The sequence below is a fragment of the Staphylococcus cornubiensis genome, assembly GCF_900183575.1.
Lineage (GTDB): Bacteria > Bacillota > Bacilli > Staphylococcales > Staphylococcaceae > Staphylococcus > Staphylococcus cornubiensis.
Window position 1 is genome coordinate 124645 of sequence record NZ_FXUZ01000003.1, and the last position, 16803, is coordinate 141447.

15 protein-coding genes are annotated in these 16803 nt (G+C 37.1%); 7 read left to right on the plus strand and 8 right to left on the minus strand.

The window, feature by feature from the left end; translation table 11 throughout:
* Positions 1-16 precede the first annotated feature (16 nt).
* From CCE82_RS05185 to CCE82_RS05195, 3 genes are all read right to left on the minus strand, one after another.
* A complete protein-coding gene (locus CCE82_RS05185) occupies positions 17-820 on the minus strand; it encodes an ABC transporter ATP-binding protein (RefSeq protein WP_086428356.1) in 804 nt (267 codons plus the stop codon).
* A gap of 411 nt (positions 821-1231) precedes the next feature.
* On the minus strand, positions 1232-2095 hold the full coding sequence (locus tag CCE82_RS05190) for a YitT family protein (protein ID WP_420822106.1): 864 nt from the start codon (positions 2093-2095) through the stop codon (positions 1232-1234).
* Between the two features lie 445 nt (positions 2096-2540).
* On the minus strand, positions 2541-3767 hold the full coding sequence (locus CCE82_RS05195; RefSeq protein ID WP_086428358.1) for a NupC/NupG family nucleoside CNT transporter: 1227 nt from the start codon (positions 3765-3767) through the stop codon (positions 2541-2543).
* A 277-nt stretch (positions 3768-4044) separates the two neighbouring features.
* Between CCE82_RS05195 and CCE82_RS05200 the strand changes: the two genes are divergently transcribed.
* From CCE82_RS05200 to CCE82_RS05210, 3 genes are read left to right on the plus strand one after another with little or no spacing between them, the layout of a single operon-like run.
* Positions 4045-4281, plus strand: a complete 237-nt coding sequence (locus tag CCE82_RS05200) for a FeoA family protein (RefSeq protein WP_086428359.1) — start codon at positions 4045-4047, stop codon at positions 4279-4281.
* The gene (feoB, locus tag CCE82_RS05205; RefSeq protein ID WP_086428360.1) at positions 4274-6268 is read left to right on the plus strand and encodes a ferrous iron transport protein B; all 1995 of its coding nucleotides are present in this window, start codon (positions 4274-4276) and stop codon (positions 6266-6268) included. Before CCE82_RS05200 ends, feoB begins: the two co-directional genes overlap by 8 nt.
* Before the next feature lie 12 nt (positions 6269-6280).
* Positions 6281-6439 (plus strand): FeoB-associated Cys-rich membrane protein, encoded by a 159-nt coding sequence (locus CCE82_RS05210; RefSeq protein WP_086428361.1) that lies wholly within the window; start codon positions 6281-6283, stop codon positions 6437-6439.
* A gap of 587 nt (positions 6440-7026) precedes the next feature.
* On the opposite strand, the gene CCE82_RS05215 is transcribed toward CCE82_RS05210, so the two are convergent.
* Entirely contained in the window at positions 7027-8784 is a 1758-nt protein-coding gene (locus CCE82_RS05215; protein WP_086428362.1) for an ABC transporter ATP-binding protein, read from the minus strand.
* Between the two features lie 275 nt (positions 8785-9059).
* On the opposite strand from CCE82_RS05215, the gene pbp4 reads away from it, so the two are divergent.
* Positions 9060-10337, plus strand: a complete 1278-nt coding sequence (pbp4, locus tag CCE82_RS05220) for a penicillin-binding protein PBP4 (protein ID WP_086428363.1) — start codon at positions 9060-9062, stop codon at positions 10335-10337.
* A 118-nt stretch (positions 10338-10455) separates the two neighbouring features.
* Here pbp4 and tagD read toward each other — a convergent pair whose 3' ends face one another.
* The 3 genes from tagD to CCE82_RS05235 form a co-directional block, all read right to left on the minus strand.
* Positions 10456-10854 carry a glycerol-3-phosphate cytidylyltransferase gene (gene tagD, locus CCE82_RS05225; RefSeq protein ID WP_086428364.1) on the minus strand — a complete coding sequence of 133 codons (399 nt, stop codon included), beginning with the start codon at positions 10852-10854 and terminating at the stop codon, positions 10456-10458.
* Between the two features lie 93 nt (positions 10855-10947).
* Complete coding sequence (gene tarB, locus CCE82_RS05230) at positions 10948-12039, minus strand: teichoic acid glycerol-phosphate primase TarB (RefSeq protein WP_086428365.1); 1092 nt, start codon at positions 12037-12039, stop codon at positions 10948-10950.
* Positions 12040-12114: 75 nt separating this feature from the next.
* On the minus strand, positions 12115-12918 hold the full coding sequence (locus CCE82_RS05235) for an ABC transporter permease (RefSeq protein WP_086428366.1): 804 nt from the start codon (positions 12916-12918) through the stop codon (positions 12115-12117).
* A gap of 278 nt (positions 12919-13196) precedes the next feature.
* Between CCE82_RS05235 and tagH the strand changes: the two genes are divergently transcribed.
* Entirely contained in the window at positions 13197-13991 is a 795-nt protein-coding gene (tagH, locus tag CCE82_RS05240) for a teichoic acids export ABC transporter ATP-binding subunit TagH (protein ID WP_086428367.1), read from the plus strand.
* A 295-nt stretch (positions 13992-14286) separates the two neighbouring features.
* On the opposite strand, the gene tarA is transcribed toward tagH, so the two are convergent.
* The gene (tarA, locus tag CCE82_RS05245; protein ID WP_086428368.1) at positions 14287-15108 is read right to left on the minus strand and encodes an N-acetylglucosaminyldiphosphoundecaprenol N-acetyl-beta-D-mannosaminyltransferase TarA; all 822 of its coding nucleotides are present in this window, start codon (positions 15106-15108) and stop codon (positions 14287-14289) included.
* Positions 15109-15339: 231 nt separating this feature from the next.
* Between tarA and CCE82_RS05250 the strand changes: the two genes are divergently transcribed.
* Positions 15340-15903 (plus strand): sugar O-acetyltransferase, encoded by a 564-nt coding sequence (locus CCE82_RS05250; RefSeq protein WP_240507167.1) that lies wholly within the window; start codon positions 15340-15342, stop codon positions 15901-15903.
* 73 nt (positions 15904-15976) lie between these two features.
* Complete coding sequence (locus tag CCE82_RS05255; RefSeq protein WP_086428369.1) at positions 15977-16720, plus strand: M50 family metallopeptidase; 744 nt, start codon at positions 15977-15979, stop codon at positions 16718-16720.
* Positions 16721-16803 lie beyond the last annotated feature (83 nt).

Sequence of the window (16803 nt, forward strand, 5' to 3'; positions counted from 1 at the left end):
CTCCGCTATTCAACTTTTACGCTTTTTCGTAATGTTTACACAAGAGATTGTATGTCACGAGCATCGGTTTACCTGTGCGTGGATCCGTACTCAACTCTGCATCAATATTAAACACACGCTCTAAAATTTCATTTGTCAGTACTTCATGCGTGTCACCTTGTTTAATAATATCGCCATCTTTCATCGCGATAAGGTGATCCGAGAAACGAATCGCTTGGTTAATATCATGTAAAACCATGATAATTGTCGTTCCGTGCTCAGCATTCAATTCTTGTACGAGCTCTAAAATTTCAAGTTGATGCGAAATATCTAAATATGTTGTCGGTTCATCAAGAAAAATAATGTCTGTTTTTTGAGCGAGCGCCATCGCAATCCATACACGTTGACGTTGCCCACCACTTAAGTCATTAACCGCTCGATGCTTAAAGTCTATCGTCCCTGTCACACGCATCGCCCAGTCAATCGCTTTTTTGTCTTCTTCATTCAAACGACCAAAGCCTTTTTGATGTGGGAAACGTCCATAAGAAACAAGTTCTCCAGCTGTCAAACCATCCGCCACATCTGGAGATTGAGGTAATATCGCTATTTTTTTAGCAATTTCTTTCGTTGATTGGACGTGGATATTTTTACCGTCCAAACAAATTTCACCACTTTTAGTATTTAATAATCGAGAAAGCGCTTTTAGCAATGTTGATTTACCACACCCATTCGGACCAATAATTGAAGTAATGGCACCGTCTGGAATTGCGACATCTAAATTATCAACAATGACACGGTCACCATACCCAATTGTGACCTCTTTACCTGTTAATCTACTCATCGTCATCCTTCTTTCTTAAACCGATTACGCCGTTGCACACGCTAAATTATGCATGTTAAGGCGTTACTGCTTCACTCACTAACGAACTTGTGAGCTTTTCATTCCCTATGTTATGAAATCTATATTTATTTCATGCAATTGATAATCATTATCATGTTTATGCCAAGTATATCATCATTTATCAAAAATTTCTAACTGAAAATCATTTAGTTTGGACTTCATATACTTGCGAGATCGTATTCAATTCTTTGAAAATTTCTTACTCTCATAAATTAAAAAATCATTCATTCCCAATCGTTTATACAAATTGATTCATCATGTCATTCTTATTGATGCGCATAAAACCATTAAGAAAAGGCTAGGAGTTCTCCCAGCCTCTACACTTTCATGTCTACTATTTCAATTTTCACTTTAATCTTCTACTAAAAAGCCGTTACCATAAACATCACGCACGTCATGCACAACAACGAAAGCACTATGATCAATTTGACGAATCAAGCGCTTTGTACGTGACAATTGCGTCTTACTAATCACGGCATAAAGCACGTCCGTTTCTTGTTTTGAGAAATAACCGCGCCCATTTAAAATAGTGACACCTCTACCAATATCCTCATCAATCATTTTAGCGATACGGTCAGGCTCCTTTGAAATAATCGTCACGGCTTTTTTAGGATTTAAACCTTCGATGACGAAATCCATCACTTTTGTACCGACATATAAACTAATCACGGTTAAAAGTGCACGATCTAACGGAATCACTGTCAATGAAATTAACACGACAATTAAGTCAAAAAAGAGTAATGCATAAGGTGTACTCACGTCTAAATACTTATTCGCAATACGTGCTAAAATCGTCGTCCCAGCTGTCGTACCACCTGCTAAAACGATAATCCCAATGCCTAAGCCGACTGAAAATCCGCCGAACACCGCATTAATAATGACATCATCTGATTTAACTTGCCAAGTCTGAGTTAAACTCAAAAATACAGAAATTAAAATGGTCGCCACTATAGTTAAATACATACTTCTTTTACTTAAAAATTTGTAACCAATCGCAATCAATACCGCATTAACGACAAAGTTAATCATCGCTGGCGACCAATGAAATGCATAATATAGCACGATGGCCAAACCTGTCACGCCACCTTCACCGAGGTCACCGGCAATAACAAACGCATTGACACCCGCTGAAAAAATAAACGCCCCGATGATAACTAATAACAAATCTCTAATTGTTCTGCTCACCCAATGATTCCTCCCATTCTTTTGTATCATTTCTTACTCGTCATAAGCCATACTATCACAACTTTGTGACAAAGCGAACCCCTTGTGTGACAACTCTTTGCATAGGCGACAAAATAAAATTTTAAATTTCTGAATATTTCGTTTACTTTTGGTAGCAAACTGTGTATAATAAAAACTACCTTATTTGTTGCTAGTCATCTAGTCAACAAGAGGCCATCTCCTTTGTGTTTTTTTATAGTAAAAGAGATTTTTTGCTCGAGATTGATATCATGCTCGAATATCAATCAAAATTATTCATTTCCCGTCTAGGCAGTTCAGCATATGCTGGGCTGCTCTATTTTTATGCTTTTAAAACCCACTTTTCAGAAAAAAACATTGTAGCCATATCAAAAAAGAGGCTCAGACGTTTTGTTTTCATTGTCCAAGCCTCTAAAAAGGTTATCCTATTTTGCACTTTATTCGTTTGTGGCTTAACTTACCACGCGAATAAACCTACAAAACCAGCCGTTAATAATGATACTAAAATACCTGCTAATAACATCATTGGTACATATTTGGATACAAAGTCAGAAGTTTTTTCATTTACAATACCTTTTAACGTACCGATAATCATACCGATTGTTGAGAAGTTAGCAAATGAAATTAAGAATGTTGAAATAACTGCACGACGGTGAGGTGCGTAATCATTAACCTCTCCTGCGATTTGACCCATTACAACAAATTCATTCGTTACAATTTTCTTCGCCATATTTTGTGCAACTAACCATGCCTCATCAAAAGGAAGTCCAAGTAATAATGCAAATGGATACATGAACACACCCAAGATTTGGTCAAGACCGAAGCTGCCATTCGCGTTGAACAAGTGACCAATACCACCCGTAATAAGGTGAATTAAACGGTCTGCTAATTCCGCTAAAGCAACGAAACTGATAACGAATGCGATAATAATCAATACTAACTTACCTGCATTCAGTACTGAGTCACCCAGGAATGAGAAGAATGGTTGACGCGCTTCATTTGCACGTAAATCGTAAATGACATCTTCATCTACTTCAACTTTCACAGGGTTTAAAATAGAAGCAACAATCATCGCGTTGACGATATTTAAAGGAATCGCCGTCAATACAAGTTCACCAGGAATCATCGTCACATAAGCACCGACAATTGCACCAGATACAGAACTCATTGACATCATCGCCAATGTAAGGACACGTGTCTCTTTCATACGTTTTAACTGTTCACTTGAAACCGCAAGTGCTTCAGTGTTTCCTAAAAACATCATTTCAATACCGAAGAATGCTTCAAATTTAGGTTGGCGTGTAATTTTTGCAAGTACCCAACCAATACCACGCATAATCCATGGCAAAATACGTAAATACATCAAGATATCAAAAAGTGGCACAACTAATAAAATTGGGAATAATGCCGCTACTGCCATGTCCAACTGTTTTGGTGCTGTGAAACTATGGAACGCAAAGCCAATCCCTGCAAACGATGCATCAATGACCCAAGAAATCCCTTCAGCTGCCTTTTTAACGGCGATCGTACCTACTGGGAAATAAACAAAGAACCATGCCAAAATTAAGTTAAGGACAACAAGTGTCGCAACAGAAGCCCATTGAATGTTTTTACGGTCGCGTGAGAATAAAAATGCAACGCCTAAAAACACCAACAACCCAATAATGTTAATAATCAAATACATAAGGAGATACCTCTTACCTTTCAACTGTTTTTTAACACCATTAGTATACCACGACGTTTACTGACTGAGAATATATTTTTTTCACTATCATTTAAGTATAAAATATCTAAACACGATGCGATTTTATTCCATTTTTATTTTGCTACTATAAAATGTTTCGATTTAAATTCGATATTTTTTCACATTTGGTGCTAAAAAGTTATTGCCTCCAAATGAAAACCGTCTTATTCTATAGTTAAGTGAAAATGATTATCATTAACGATGAGTAGGTGTGCATATGTTACATATTGGAAATGCTGAGATTGGCAAACAATATCGTGTAAAAGCATTAGATACAAACAATATACATTTGAAGCATCGTTTGCGTGCCTTAGGATGTGTAGAAGGATGTCAAATTTCTGTACATCAAAAAGGATTATTCAAAGGCCCATGTACATTAAAGGTGAACGGCCAACATATTTGTATTCGTAATTGTGATGCTTGTGAAATTAGATTGGAGCATGTTTATGAGTAATGCGTATTGTATTTTAGGTAATCCCAATGTAGGGAAAACATCTCTCTTTAATGCATTAACAGGTTCATATGAATATGTGGGCAACTGGAGCGGTGTTACGGTAGATAAAAAGGTGGGTCAACTTAAGAAAAAATCAGGTCATCTCATCGACTTACCCGGTATTTATGACTTAGTCCCGATTTCACGCGACGAAACTGTGGTGACAGATTATTTACTCAATGAAAAATTCGACGGTATGATCAATATTATTGATGCTGCCCAAATTAAACGCAATTTTAATCTCACTGTACAATTATTAGAATATGGCGCGCCGTTGCTCATCGGTTTGAACATGATTGATGTCGCAAATAAACGTGGTATCCGTATTGACCATCAACGTTTAATGCGTCAATTACACATTCCAATTATTCCTGTTATCGCACGTACGGGTAAAGGAAGCGATGAAGTGCTCAATGCGCTTGCCGACCATCACGTATCAACACGACGTCCTTTAAAGATTCATTATGGTGACGCGATTGAAAGCTTATTGACGCAACTCATCAAAGCATTGCCAACGACACTTTCAGTAGCACATCAGCATTATCGCTTTTTAGCTATTCAATATTTACTCAACAATCCAGCTGTGTTGACCTATTTAGATGAAGAAACGATTCAACAATTCGAGGCACTAACAACACAGTTTAAACATTTGAATACTATCGACATTGAACAGCATATTTTGAAATGTCGTCAACATTATATCGATTCCATTCTCGCTGAAGTGGTGGCTTATCCAGATTCAGAACGTCAACATATGACCGAACGTATCGATACATTACTCACACATAAAGTACTGGGTATCCCTATATTTTTAGGGATTATGTGGCTTATCTTTCAAATTACATTTACTTGGATAGGCACGCCCCTTTCAGATCAATTGGACGCATTTTTCGGGGGGCCTTTAACAGATCAAACGATTAATATTATGGATAAAATCGGACTCTATCCTGCATTACAAGACTTAGTAACAGATGGCATTATTGCGGGTGTCGGTGGTGTACTCGTCTTCATTCCACAAATTTTAGTCCTTTTCTTCTTCATTTCATTATTGGAAGATTCAGGCTACATGGCGCGTATTGCAGTCATTATGGATCGTATTATGGAAAAATTTGGTCTGAACGGTAAGTCCTTTATTCCGATGATTATTGGTTTCGGTTGTAACGTTCCCGGTATTATGGCTGCGCGTAGTATCGAAGAAGAAAAAGAACGACTCACAACGATTTTAATTGCACCATTCATGTCTTGTTCTGCTCGACTTCCGGTATACGGTTTATTCGTAGCTATTTTCTTTGCACAACATCAAGCGCTTGTCGTGTTAAGCCTTTACGTATTAGGCATTGTCGTCGCATTACTTGTCAGTTGGTTATTGTCTAAAACAGTACTCAAAAAAGACACGTCCATTTTCGTGATTGAATTACCGCCATATCGTTTACCTTCTATTAAAACATTGTGGCGCAGTACTTGGGAAAAAGGAAAAGGCTTCGTTAAAAAAGCAGGAACATTTATTTTTGCAGGATCTGTTGTTATTTGGTTACTCAATTACACAGGTCCATCTGGTATTGATGTCCCTATCGATCAAAGTTTCTTACACATGATTGGTGCGTTCATTGCGCCTCTCATTACACCGCTTGGGTTCAGTTCATGGCAAACCGCTGCCACACTGATTCCTGGATTTTTAGCAAAAGAAGTCATCATTAGTTCTATGGCCATTATTTTTGCAGTCAGTGAGGATGGTCTTGTCTCTACGGTAGCGACACATTTCACAGCACTATCTGCGTACTCATTCATGGTTTTTATTTTATTGTATACCCCATGCCTTGCGACAGTGGCTGCGATTCGTAAAGAGACTCCTTCATGGAAATGGACAATGCTTGCTGTGACATACCCGATTGTTATCGCATACGTCTTGTCATTCCTTGTTTATCAAATCGGTTCGTATTTTTTATAGGAGGCGTTGAAAATGACGTTATTGATTAATTTATTATTCGTCGTGTTGATTTTAAGCTATGTCGCATTCGTCATCGTACGTTTTTTCAAAAAGTCCAAGCAAGGGAAATGTAGTGCGTGTGAATGTAGTAAAAGTTGTCCGACTGAAAGTTTACCGAAACATTTGCAGTAATGGGGTTGAGTTAGAGCACATATGTTAGTATGCAAGTTTGAGCAACTCTTGAGGGATCAGCTGGTCCGGAAAATCCACTAACACTTCAACAAATGTAACAGTTTAATCAAGCGTTAGTGAGTTGAAGGGCCAGATCAAGCCCTAAGAAATCAGCTAGGTGTAGTTCAGTGATGCCAAAATACTAAAAAACACTTGCAAAACAGTAAGAACGCGAAGCCATGAGGGCAATCAAAAATACAATTCAAAGCGGAAGGGCAAGTTAAACAATATATTGCATCAATATCATCAAAATTTTTTATGTCCCACCCCCAAACAGCTACTGCGTTAAACAGTAACCACGATTAAACAACAGAAATCTCATTAAGCCATTATTTTATCCCTCAGGAGTGTCGAATGGTTCTTGTAATCTTAGTCTGGTGCCTCTAACTGCTTATATGGGCTATATGTGATGAACACTACTTTCATTTGTTACGTTATTCTCCTTTTTGAGTGAAAATAGATAAGCAAAAATATGCATGATTGATAAAAAAAGACTGGGATGAAAACGCACTTAAGAAAAGTGGTTTCAAAGGCCCAGTCTTTTTTCATTATCGTTCTGTTTCAGTTTGCTCTGTCATTTCACGTTGTTTTGTTAAATTTTGAGTTTCTACAAATTGTTGATATTTTTCGTGAGTTTCCATTAAAGTTTCATGTCGTCCTCTGCCTGTGACTTCACCATGATCTAAGAAAATAATCTGTCCAGCCTTCTTAATAGTAGAAAGACGGTGCGCAATGACAATTGTCGTACGGTTCTCCATTAAAATATCAAGTGCTTCTTGAATTTTACGTTCACTTTCACTATCCAAGTTAGCAGTGGCTTCATCCAACAATAGAATATCCGGGTTTTTCACAAAGCTTCGCGCAATATCGATACGCTGACGCTGACCGCCTGATAGCTTCAATCCACGTTCCCCAACAATGGTGTCATAACCTTGCTCAAATTCCATAATAAATTCATGGCAATTCGCAAGTTTGGCATAATGAATCAATTCGTCTTCAGATACTTTTCGATCCACACCATATAAAATATTATCGCGAATCGTTCCATTCATCATCGCATTACTTTGCATCACGTAACCGATTTTTCTACGCCAATCCGTTAACGAAAGGTCATATATTGAGGTGCCATCATAGTAGATACCCCCTTGATCAATGTCATACATCCGTTCAATCAAACTGAACAATGTACTTTTCCCTGAACCAGAAGGCCCCACAAATGCAGTCACTTCACCACGCAACACATTAAATGAAACATCTTTAAGCACTGGCGTATCGTCGTAACCAAAATGGACATGATCAAACTTCAAGTCGCCAGTAGGAATCTCATTTTGTAAATTCGGCGCTTCGATCACTTCAAGTGGTTCATGCAAGATTTCATAAATACGTTGGCTCGTCCCTACTGCTTTTTTATAATCTGTGACTAATGTAGATAAGTTAATTAAAGGCATGGATAAATTCAATACGTAAAAAATCATTGCCACAAGTGTCCCCGCTGAAATCGCGCCTGAAGCAATCCGCATACCTCCAAAACCTAAAATAATCCCGATCGTAATCAGCATGATAATCCCTGAAATCGGTTGAACGACCGCGGCAATTTTTGCTTGTTTCAGTCCTAAATCATAAATCTTTTTAAGGTTACTATGCGCTTTGTCTAATTCTAACTGCTCAGTATTTGCCACTTTAACTAAGCGCATTTCTGTCAATACGCGACCCAGTAACCCACTAAAATTCGCGATTTCTGTTTGTGTATTCGTCGATATTTTTTGCATAATTTTACCGAGTGGTACGATGATTAATATAAAAATGGGAATAGTAATAAAAGTGAGCAACGTCATTTGCCAATCTAAGACGAAAAGCATAATTAACGATCCAATCAATGTAATCACCGCTGGGAAAAATCCCGGTAGCTTTTGCGATATAAAATCATTAATCACTTTCGTATCGTCCGTTAAACGACTCATCAATTGGCCACTTTCATTTTTGTCAAAAAACGGCATTTTCAAATGAATGATATGGTCCCATAATACTGAACGAATGGCATAAATGATTTTTTCGCCAATTTTATTCAGTAAATAGTAACCGAAACCGCTCAGCACTGCATTAACTAAAAATACCGCTACTAATGCACCGATAAATACAGGGTTAATCGATTCAAAAGTGAATTTATCGACCACTTGGCCTGTAAACAATGGCACTAATAGTCCGGTTAAACTACCTAATGAAGCAATCGTCACGGCCACGACAATCAGCCCCACTGGCCATGAAATTCTCTTTAATAAAAATACAAGTGGGTTACGTTCTTTCATAACTTCATACCTCTTTTATTTTCGTTATAGTTATACTAGTAGACCCCCTTCAGTCTCCATTCACTCTGAAGTCAGTCTTACCAGCATGTACGATTACCTCTACTTTTACACTTCAACAGATTGTTCTCAAAGTTACCACAATGTCATGACTCAGTTTCATATCTCCTCTCAAGCCCATCACATCAGTCTGCATTAAAATTTATAAACGATAAACTTTGTGGTAGAATGAATCATGTTGTTTATCATTTATAGTTTTTTAGATTGAGGGAATACATATGAAAAAAATAATATTATCCATTGTGGTTGTATTCTTCGCTTCCACTATTATAACACCTTTTGCACGTGCATATACACCCACACCGGTTGAGCTTGCACAACAAAGTGGTTATCCTGTCACATGGGCTTACCAACCTGAAGGCATGATTAATATTAGTCAAACAGGACAAATTTTGTACGACTATCAAAGTGAACAACAATGGTATCCTGCTTCTATGACAAAACTGATGACAATGTACTTAACGTTACAAGCTGTCAAAGAAAAGAAATTATCTTTAAATGACACTGTCCAAATGACTGATCAACATTACCGGATGTCCACCTTACCAGAGTTGAGTAATACGAAACTTTATCCTGGTGAAACATACACCATTGCAGAATTGCTTCAAATCACAGTCTCCGCTTCAAGTAATGCAGCTGCACTGATTTTAGCCAATCAAGTTTCAGATAACACTTCAGATTTTGTCGATAAAATGAATGACACTGCCAAATCTCTAGGTATGACGCACACCCACTATGTGAATCCTACTGGTGCAGAAAACCGTTTATTATTGGAATTCGCGCCAAAGAAATACCAACATGAATCATCTTCAACATCTTCAGCACGTGACTACGCGATTCTTGCCCAACATGTCGTTAAAGATACACCTAAAATATTATATTTCACTAAGCAGATTGCGCCAACACAACATGGCGTCACTTATTACACTTTTAACGATCTCTTAGAAGGAGGCAATATGAGCTTGCCGGGCACAGATGGGTTAAAAACAGGTTCGAGTGACATTGCAGACTACAACAACTCATTAACGACAAAACGTGGAAAATTCCGTATTTTTCATATTATTATGGGGGCTGGAGATTACAAACATCTCGGTGGAGAGAAACAGCGCAACATGATGAGTGCGAGCGCGATTAACTATACGTTTTCGCAATATGACTATAAAAAAATATTGTCTAAAGGCAAACATAAAATAGATGGAAAATCATATTATGTCACAGAAGATTTATACGATGTCGTACCGAAAGAGATGACTGAACCGTATCACCTTGTCGTTAAAGATAGTCAAGTGCATCTCGATTATCCACGGAAATTCATTACGAAAAATGATGGACCGCCTACAGTAAAAGTTGAAAATCCGTTCATCTATGAATCTAAATCTGTCGTCGTCTCAAGTTGGCATGCATTTCCGGTATTAACTACACTTGCATTTCTCGTCATTGTACTCATCCTTGCGTTCATTTTACGTCGATTGTTGAAATTGCTATTTAGAAAATAAAAATCGCGATAGACATACGATATCCACCATCACACGCAAAATTTTACCGTTATAGGTCAACATACATTAAAAAAACAGGGACTGAAATATCACTCAGTCCCTGTCATTTATATTCATATTATTTTACATCTTTACCGTATAATTCTTGTTTGATTTGTGTCGTAGAAATACCTTCCGTACGCTTCAAGTAAATCACTTCACATTTATCTTTTAAGAAATCGAATTCGCCTTCCCAGTCATGACCCATAACAAAAGTATCAATTTCATACTTTTCAACGTCCGTTTCTTTTTGTCCCCAATCTTTCTCAGGAATCACAAGGTCAACGTAACGAATCGATTCAAGCATCATTTTACGTTGTTCATAATTGTAATATGATTTTTTGTTTTTAATACGATTGAATTCATCACTTGAGAGTGCTACGACGAGATAGTCGCCCATTTCTCTTGCACGTCGCAGTAACTCGATATGTCCATAGTGTAAAAGATCATACGTTCCATATGTAATGACACGTTTCATCTTTACACCTCCTTAACATTTTTAATATTTTCTTCATTTTGTAAAATTATAGCATAAACATTTATCAATTCCTAAAAATATCCAGTGTTTATGCTAAATTCTCACGAGTTTTTCTACATAGTTGACCACTTGATTTAAACTTTCACTTGTATTATATTGATGCCACTTTTGGAACAAGGGTTGTAACTCTCCTTCATTGATACGTTCGTACAATGTGCGCTCATCGTAAACTTTATATTCTTGAGGTACGTCATAATAATATTTGTTGAGCCCTCGTACCATCTCATATTCCGCCTCATCATACACGTAAAATAATGTCGGCGTATTCACGATACTTGCTTCTATCGCTAACGAACTATAATCCGTAATAATCAAATCCGCTAATAAGACGAGATCGAGTGTACACATTTTAATATTGTCTGCTGATTCAGTCACAGCAGGATGATATTTACACAATAATGTATAACCCGGCACCGCAGTCTCAAATGTCTCTTTATCAATCAGTCGGTTCGGTTGACCCTCTTCACGATAAGTCGGTAAATAGACAGCGACCTTATTTTTGATACCTAATTGATCTTTAAGTTTTTGTTGATGTGCTTCTCGATCTAAACGTCGATAAGTCGTCAACCTCGGACTTCCAAAATTAAGCAGCTGTTCATAGCGTGCCTCGAATGCTTGTTCAAAACAATGCGCCATCTGTTGACCACCTACTAAATATTTATCAGTGGCTTGATACACTGCACGATACTGTGCGACATGGTCTTTTTGATTTAAATCGACCGAGTGATCCTCTAAACCAAACTTCTTCAATGCACCTGCCGCATGCCACGTTTGAATGACTGTCTGACCTTCCTTTTTGCGCCATCCTGCCATCATTAAATAATAGGTATCAATAAAAACAACCTTTGCAGTAGCTAATGCGGCTAACTGCTTTAAAAGTGAAGAAAATTTAAGGGGATAATACGTAATGTGTTCTCTATTTTCTAAATAGTGAAAATCTTTTGGCTTTGCAAAAACGGTAATTTTAAAACCGCGCTCACTTAATTGATATATAATTGGTAACTGATCTTCTTTAAAAGTCATTAAAAATACAATGTGTTTTCTATTGATACGTAATGAACTGTACAGTCGGCTTAAACAAGCCACCATACAAATATACAATGCTTTGATATAATAGCGTATCATTTCTTCACCACCCTAAAATGTTATTTAAAACAAAACCCTCAACACAAACCCAATGTATTGAGGGACTTGTTCTCATTACATAAAATCTGCGAAGTGATCTCTGTAGCGCATATGTAACATCGAACCAATAATAAATAACATCGCTGTAACGCACACATTATACAGTGCAAGTTCCCAATGCGTAATAAAATACCATTCATGAAATAGTATAGCTGCACGGTAACTCTCCGCTACAAAATAAATAGGGTTAAACATTAAAATCTTTTCTGCTAACGATCCTGCTGGAGGTGTCCAAAGAATCGGTGAAGCATAGAAAAGAACCCTTAATAAAGCTTGCATTGCCATTTGCGTATCACGAACAAGCACCCCTAATGTTGATGTTAAGAGTGTCACTGATGCCGTCAAACAAAACGCAAACGGAATGTAGATGAACAGTTGCAAAATATAAATCGTTGGTGTAATACCACTCACTGTACATAAAATGACAATCGCAAGTACAAGCATGATATGCCCATACAATTTGCTTGTGACAATATATGTTGGAATGATAGAAAGTGGGAAATTCATTTTCGCCACCTGTCCATATTTCATAGTTATCGATTTTGTTCCCTCTAGAATACCTTGATTAATGAAGAACCACATACTAATACCAACGAGCAACCAATAAATAAATGGGATGCCATCAATTGGGTGGTTACTTCTAATCCCAAAACCGAAGACAAACCAGTAAACCATAATTTGTATCACCGGATTAATAATCTCCCAAGCAAATCCGAGATAGTTATTATGATTTGAAATCTTAAGCTGGAATTGTGCTAACCGTTGAATCAGATAAAAACTTTTAAAATGTTCTTTCATTACGGTAATAACAGAATTCATAATTTACCACGCTTTCACATGCTGGATAATCCATCTAGTGCCAATCACCAAAGTGCTATTGTACATTAATATTTGACCTAGTATGTCTCATCGCCTATTCTTTAATTGAAAAGCTAAGTTGTTTTAAGTAGAATTAAATACATTGTATCCATAATACTTTACAATAGCTTCACAAATTTAACAACCACTTAGTAATATATTATAATGTATAGACATAAGATGATGGAAGTAAAAACCAAATTTCATTTCAATATTATCAATGTAAGGACTGTTTACAGATGAATCCAACTGTCAGTATTAACGAAGTGACTAAAGAATATCGTATTTATCGTAATAATAAAGAACGTATTAAAGACGCGCTATGGCCAAAACATAAAAACAAAACATTTTATGCACTCAAGGACGTCACATTCCAAGCCTACGCGGGTGATGTTATCGGTTTAGTCGGGATTAATGGTTCCGGTAAGTCGACATTGAGTAATATGATTGGTGGTTCACTTACACCTACACACGGACATATTGATAAAACTGGCGATGTAAGTGTCATCGCAATCAACGCAGGGCTCAATGGCAACTTAACTGGAATGGAAAATATCGAATTTAAAATGTTATGCATGGGCTTTAAGAAAAATGAAATTAAAGCACTCACACCTGAAATTGTCGAATTTAGTGAACTGGGTGAGTTTATTTATCAACCCGTTAAAAAATACTCTAGTGGGATGCGCTCAAAACTCGGCTTTTCCATTAGCGCTACCATCAATCCAGAAATTTTAGTCATTGACGAAGCCTTATCTGTTGGTGATCAAACATTTACCCAAAAGAGTTTGAAAAAGATTTATGAATTTAAAGAAGATGAAAAAACGATCTTCTTCGTCAGCCATAACTTACGCCAGGTGAAAGAGTTTTGTACGAAAATTGCTTGGATTGAAGCAGGACAACTGAAAGATTTTGGTTCTGTGGAAGACGTCCTTCCTAAATACGAAGCCTTTCTAAAAGATTTTAAGAAAAAGTCGACTGCAGAACAAAAAGCATTTCGTCAAGCTTTGGATGAAAACCGCTTCGTTGTGAAATAACCCTTTTCTTATACGTTCATGACTTCAAGAATCCCACACTGCATCCATCACGATGAACATATTTGTATCGCGGTGGATGCAGTGAACTTTTACCCACTTTAATTTAAATTATTCCTAATTTTATTTGTATTTATTGTGAACGTGTGGTGCTCTCCATTTTACATCTGAATCAAACACTTATCGCTCGTGATATTATCCAAAATTCATCTCTATTGTTACACATCATGAAAAAGAGCGATTCATCCCATCTCAAACGACAATTGAAATGGTCTTCCTCGCTCTGTATCCATCTATACTATTTGCTTAAATATTTTTGTTTATATACACCAATGACAAATTTAGGAATTCTTTTCAAACGGTGAATACGCTTAATATCAGTAAGTGCACGGTATGCCCATTCTAAGTTTAATGCTCTCCACACATACGGTGCTCTCTTCACTTCACCACTATATACATCAATGGAACCGCCAACACCCATCATCAAGGCATGGTCAAAATGATGACGGTTATGTTGAATCCATTGTTCTTGCTTTGGATACCCCATACCTACAAAAATGAAGTCTGGATTAAAGTCACGTACTTGTTCGATTACTTTTTGGTCAGTAATATCGATGAATCCATGATGTGTTTGAATGTCGATATGTGGGTACTGACGCTGAATACGTCGTGCAGCCTTTTCAACAACAGGTGATGTGGCACCAAGTAAAAACACTTTTTTGTGCTCTAAATCAGCAATATTTAAACATGTTTCCATCACTTCAATACCTGGCACACGTTCTTGAAGGGGCTGACCTAATATCCGAGCTGCTTTGACAATTCCAGTACCATCTGGAACTATAAAATCTGCTTGTTTCAACATTTGTGCATATAGTGGATTTTCTGATGCATAATGTACGATTTCTGGATTAGCAGTCACAATAAACAAATTATGTTTCGTTTCAGTATGCATATATTTCAAAATATTTTGATGCATGTCCATCAATGTGACGTTATCAAACATCACATCCATCACTTGAACTTGCGCTTTTTTCTCTTTAAACGCATCAATTTCTTCTACTGTAGTGTCACGACTAGGAAAAGTGCCCTCATGATGACTACTAGGCAATGCTTTAGCCATAGTCTCACCTTCTATCTTTCATTTAATTTCAATTCATTTTACATGATATTTACAATATATTGATGTTACTTTAACACATTTTACACCAAAATCAAGCTAAATCATATATTTTCACTAAAGTTCATTCCAAAGTCTGAGATTGTGATACACTGGGCTTAATCTTACAAAACAAGTGAACTATAAGTTTGTCTTAACCCTATTCAATAATCAAAAAAAGGAGCGAAAGTCAGCATGTCTATGACCGAAAAGGAAAAAATGATACGCGAACTACCTTATTTTCCGAGCGATGCAACACTTGTAAACGACCGCCAGCTCGCTTTGTCATCACGCAACACTTACAATGCAATGACGGATATTAAACAACGTGAACCGTATTTGACACATATGTTAGGGCACGTTCAAAATCATTGCTACATTGAGCCACCATTTTATTTTGACTATGGCTACAATATTCATTTAGGTGAAAATGTTTATGTGAATACACACAATACTTGGCTCGATATTGCCCCAATTATGATCGGTAATCATGTCAAAATCGGACCGAACGTACAACTCATTACCGTCAACCATCCCCTTGATCCGGCAGAACGTCGTACAGGGGTCGAACAAGGACAAAAGATTACCATTGAAGATGATGTCTGGATCGGTGCTGGCGCGCTTATCCTACCTGGTGTCACTGTTCATCAAGGTGCAACCGTTGCAGCAGGAAGCATTGTTACACGCGATGTCCCTCCCTTTACTGTTGTCGCTGGAAATCCTGCAAAAGTCATCCGTCAACTGAATGATTCACTTTAAGACTTAAGTCCATAGTTTAGCCATAATAAACCCGTTATAATGGAAAGTAAGTTTTGTGAAAGGATTGACATCTATGCACGGATACTCGTGGATTACTTCACCTATCCCTATTTCGTTTATTTTACTTATATGTGTTACTGGACTCTATCTTTTGAGTCGCCGTTATGTAAATCGTCCTATTTTTTCATTAGTAGATATTGCGCTAAATTATATTCCAGTGTTAACACATGAATTTGGACACGTGTTATTCAATCGTTTATCAGGTGGACGTGTGAGAGATTTTGTCGTTGTCGCAACAAGACGTGAACGCAATGCGACTGGTCAACAAGGCTACGCTGTCACAGCAAGTAGAAGCCGTTCAGGCCATATCATCACAACATTGGGCGGCTATCTCATGTCACCCATTATGTTTATTTTAGGCTTGTATATTCAAAGTAAAGGCCAAGGTGCATTATTTATTGTGCTGTATATCCTTATTTTCATTTACTTTACATTGAAAACATCGCGAAAAGCCGTACCACTTATGATTATTGCCTTTTTAATACTCATTGGCTATTTAGGTATACAGTCTGAAAACTTGACCAATTACTCATTGATTTATATGCTCGTTTACCATTTAATACTAGGGACACTGTTAGGCGAAATCATTCAATCTACTATAACGATTGTACAACTGACATTCGCACGCCCCCAACCTGAGTGGGATGGCACAGCACTAAAAATGTTAACAAAACTGCCTACCGTTTTCTTTTCAAGTCTATGGATTATCGTAAATTTTTTAGCTATCTATTACTTCATCCAACACACACTTCTATAAAAAAGAAAAGAAGCGCGACATAAAAAGTTTTGATGCTATTAGATGTAGTATTTTATTTAACTTACCCTATTTCTAAGTTTTAT

Excerpts from the sequence above, each read along its gene's own strand:
- CCE82_RS05185 (WP_086428356.1), bottom strand. The coding sequence starts at position 820 with ATGAGTAGATTAACAGGTAAAGAGGTCACAATTGGGTATGGTGACCGT.
- CCE82_RS05190 (WP_420822106.1), bottom strand. The coding sequence starts at position 2,095 with ATGATACAAAAGAATGGGAGGAATCATTGGGTGAGCAGAACAATTAGA.
- CCE82_RS05195 (WP_086428358.1), bottom strand. The coding sequence starts at position 3,767 with ATGTATTTGATTATTAACATTATTGGGTTGTTGGTGTTTTTAGGCGTT.
- CCE82_RS05200 (WP_086428359.1), top strand. The coding sequence starts at position 4,045 with ATGTTACATATTGGAAATGCTGAGATTGGCAAACAATATCGTGTAAAA.
- feoB (WP_086428360.1), top strand. The coding sequence starts at position 4,274 with ATGAGTAATGCGTATTGTATTTTAGGTAATCCCAATGTAGGGAAAACA.
- CCE82_RS05210 (WP_086428361.1), top strand. The coding sequence starts at position 6,281 with ATGACGTTATTGATTAATTTATTATTCGTCGTGTTGATTTTAAGCTAT.
- CCE82_RS05215 (WP_086428362.1), bottom strand. The coding sequence starts at position 8,784 with ATGAAAGAACGTAACCCACTTGTATTTTTATTAAAGAGAATTTCATGG.
- pbp4 (WP_086428363.1), top strand. The coding sequence starts at position 9,060 with ATGAAAAAAATAATATTATCCATTGTGGTTGTATTCTTCGCTTCCACT.
- tagD (WP_086428364.1), bottom strand. The coding sequence starts at position 10,854 with ATGAAACGTGTCATTACATATGGAACGTATGATCTTTTACACTATGGA.
- tarB (WP_086428365.1), bottom strand. The coding sequence starts at position 12,039 with ATGATACGCTATTATATCAAAGCATTGTATATTTGTATGGTGGCTTGT.
- CCE82_RS05235 (WP_086428366.1), bottom strand. The coding sequence starts at position 12,918 with ATGAATTCTGTTATTACCGTAATGAAAGAACATTTTAAAAGTTTTTAT.
- tagH (WP_086428367.1), top strand. The coding sequence starts at position 13,197 with ATGAATCCAACTGTCAGTATTAACGAAGTGACTAAAGAATATCGTATT.
- tarA (WP_086428368.1), bottom strand. The coding sequence starts at position 15,108 with ATGGCTAAAGCATTGCCTAGTAGTCATCATGAGGGCACTTTTCCTAGT.
- CCE82_RS05250 (WP_240507167.1), top strand. The coding sequence starts at position 15,340 with ATGTCTATGACCGAAAAGGAAAAAATGATACGCGAACTACCTTATTTT.
- CCE82_RS05255 (WP_086428369.1), top strand. The coding sequence starts at position 15,977 with ATGCACGGATACTCGTGGATTACTTCACCTATCCCTATTTCGTTTATT.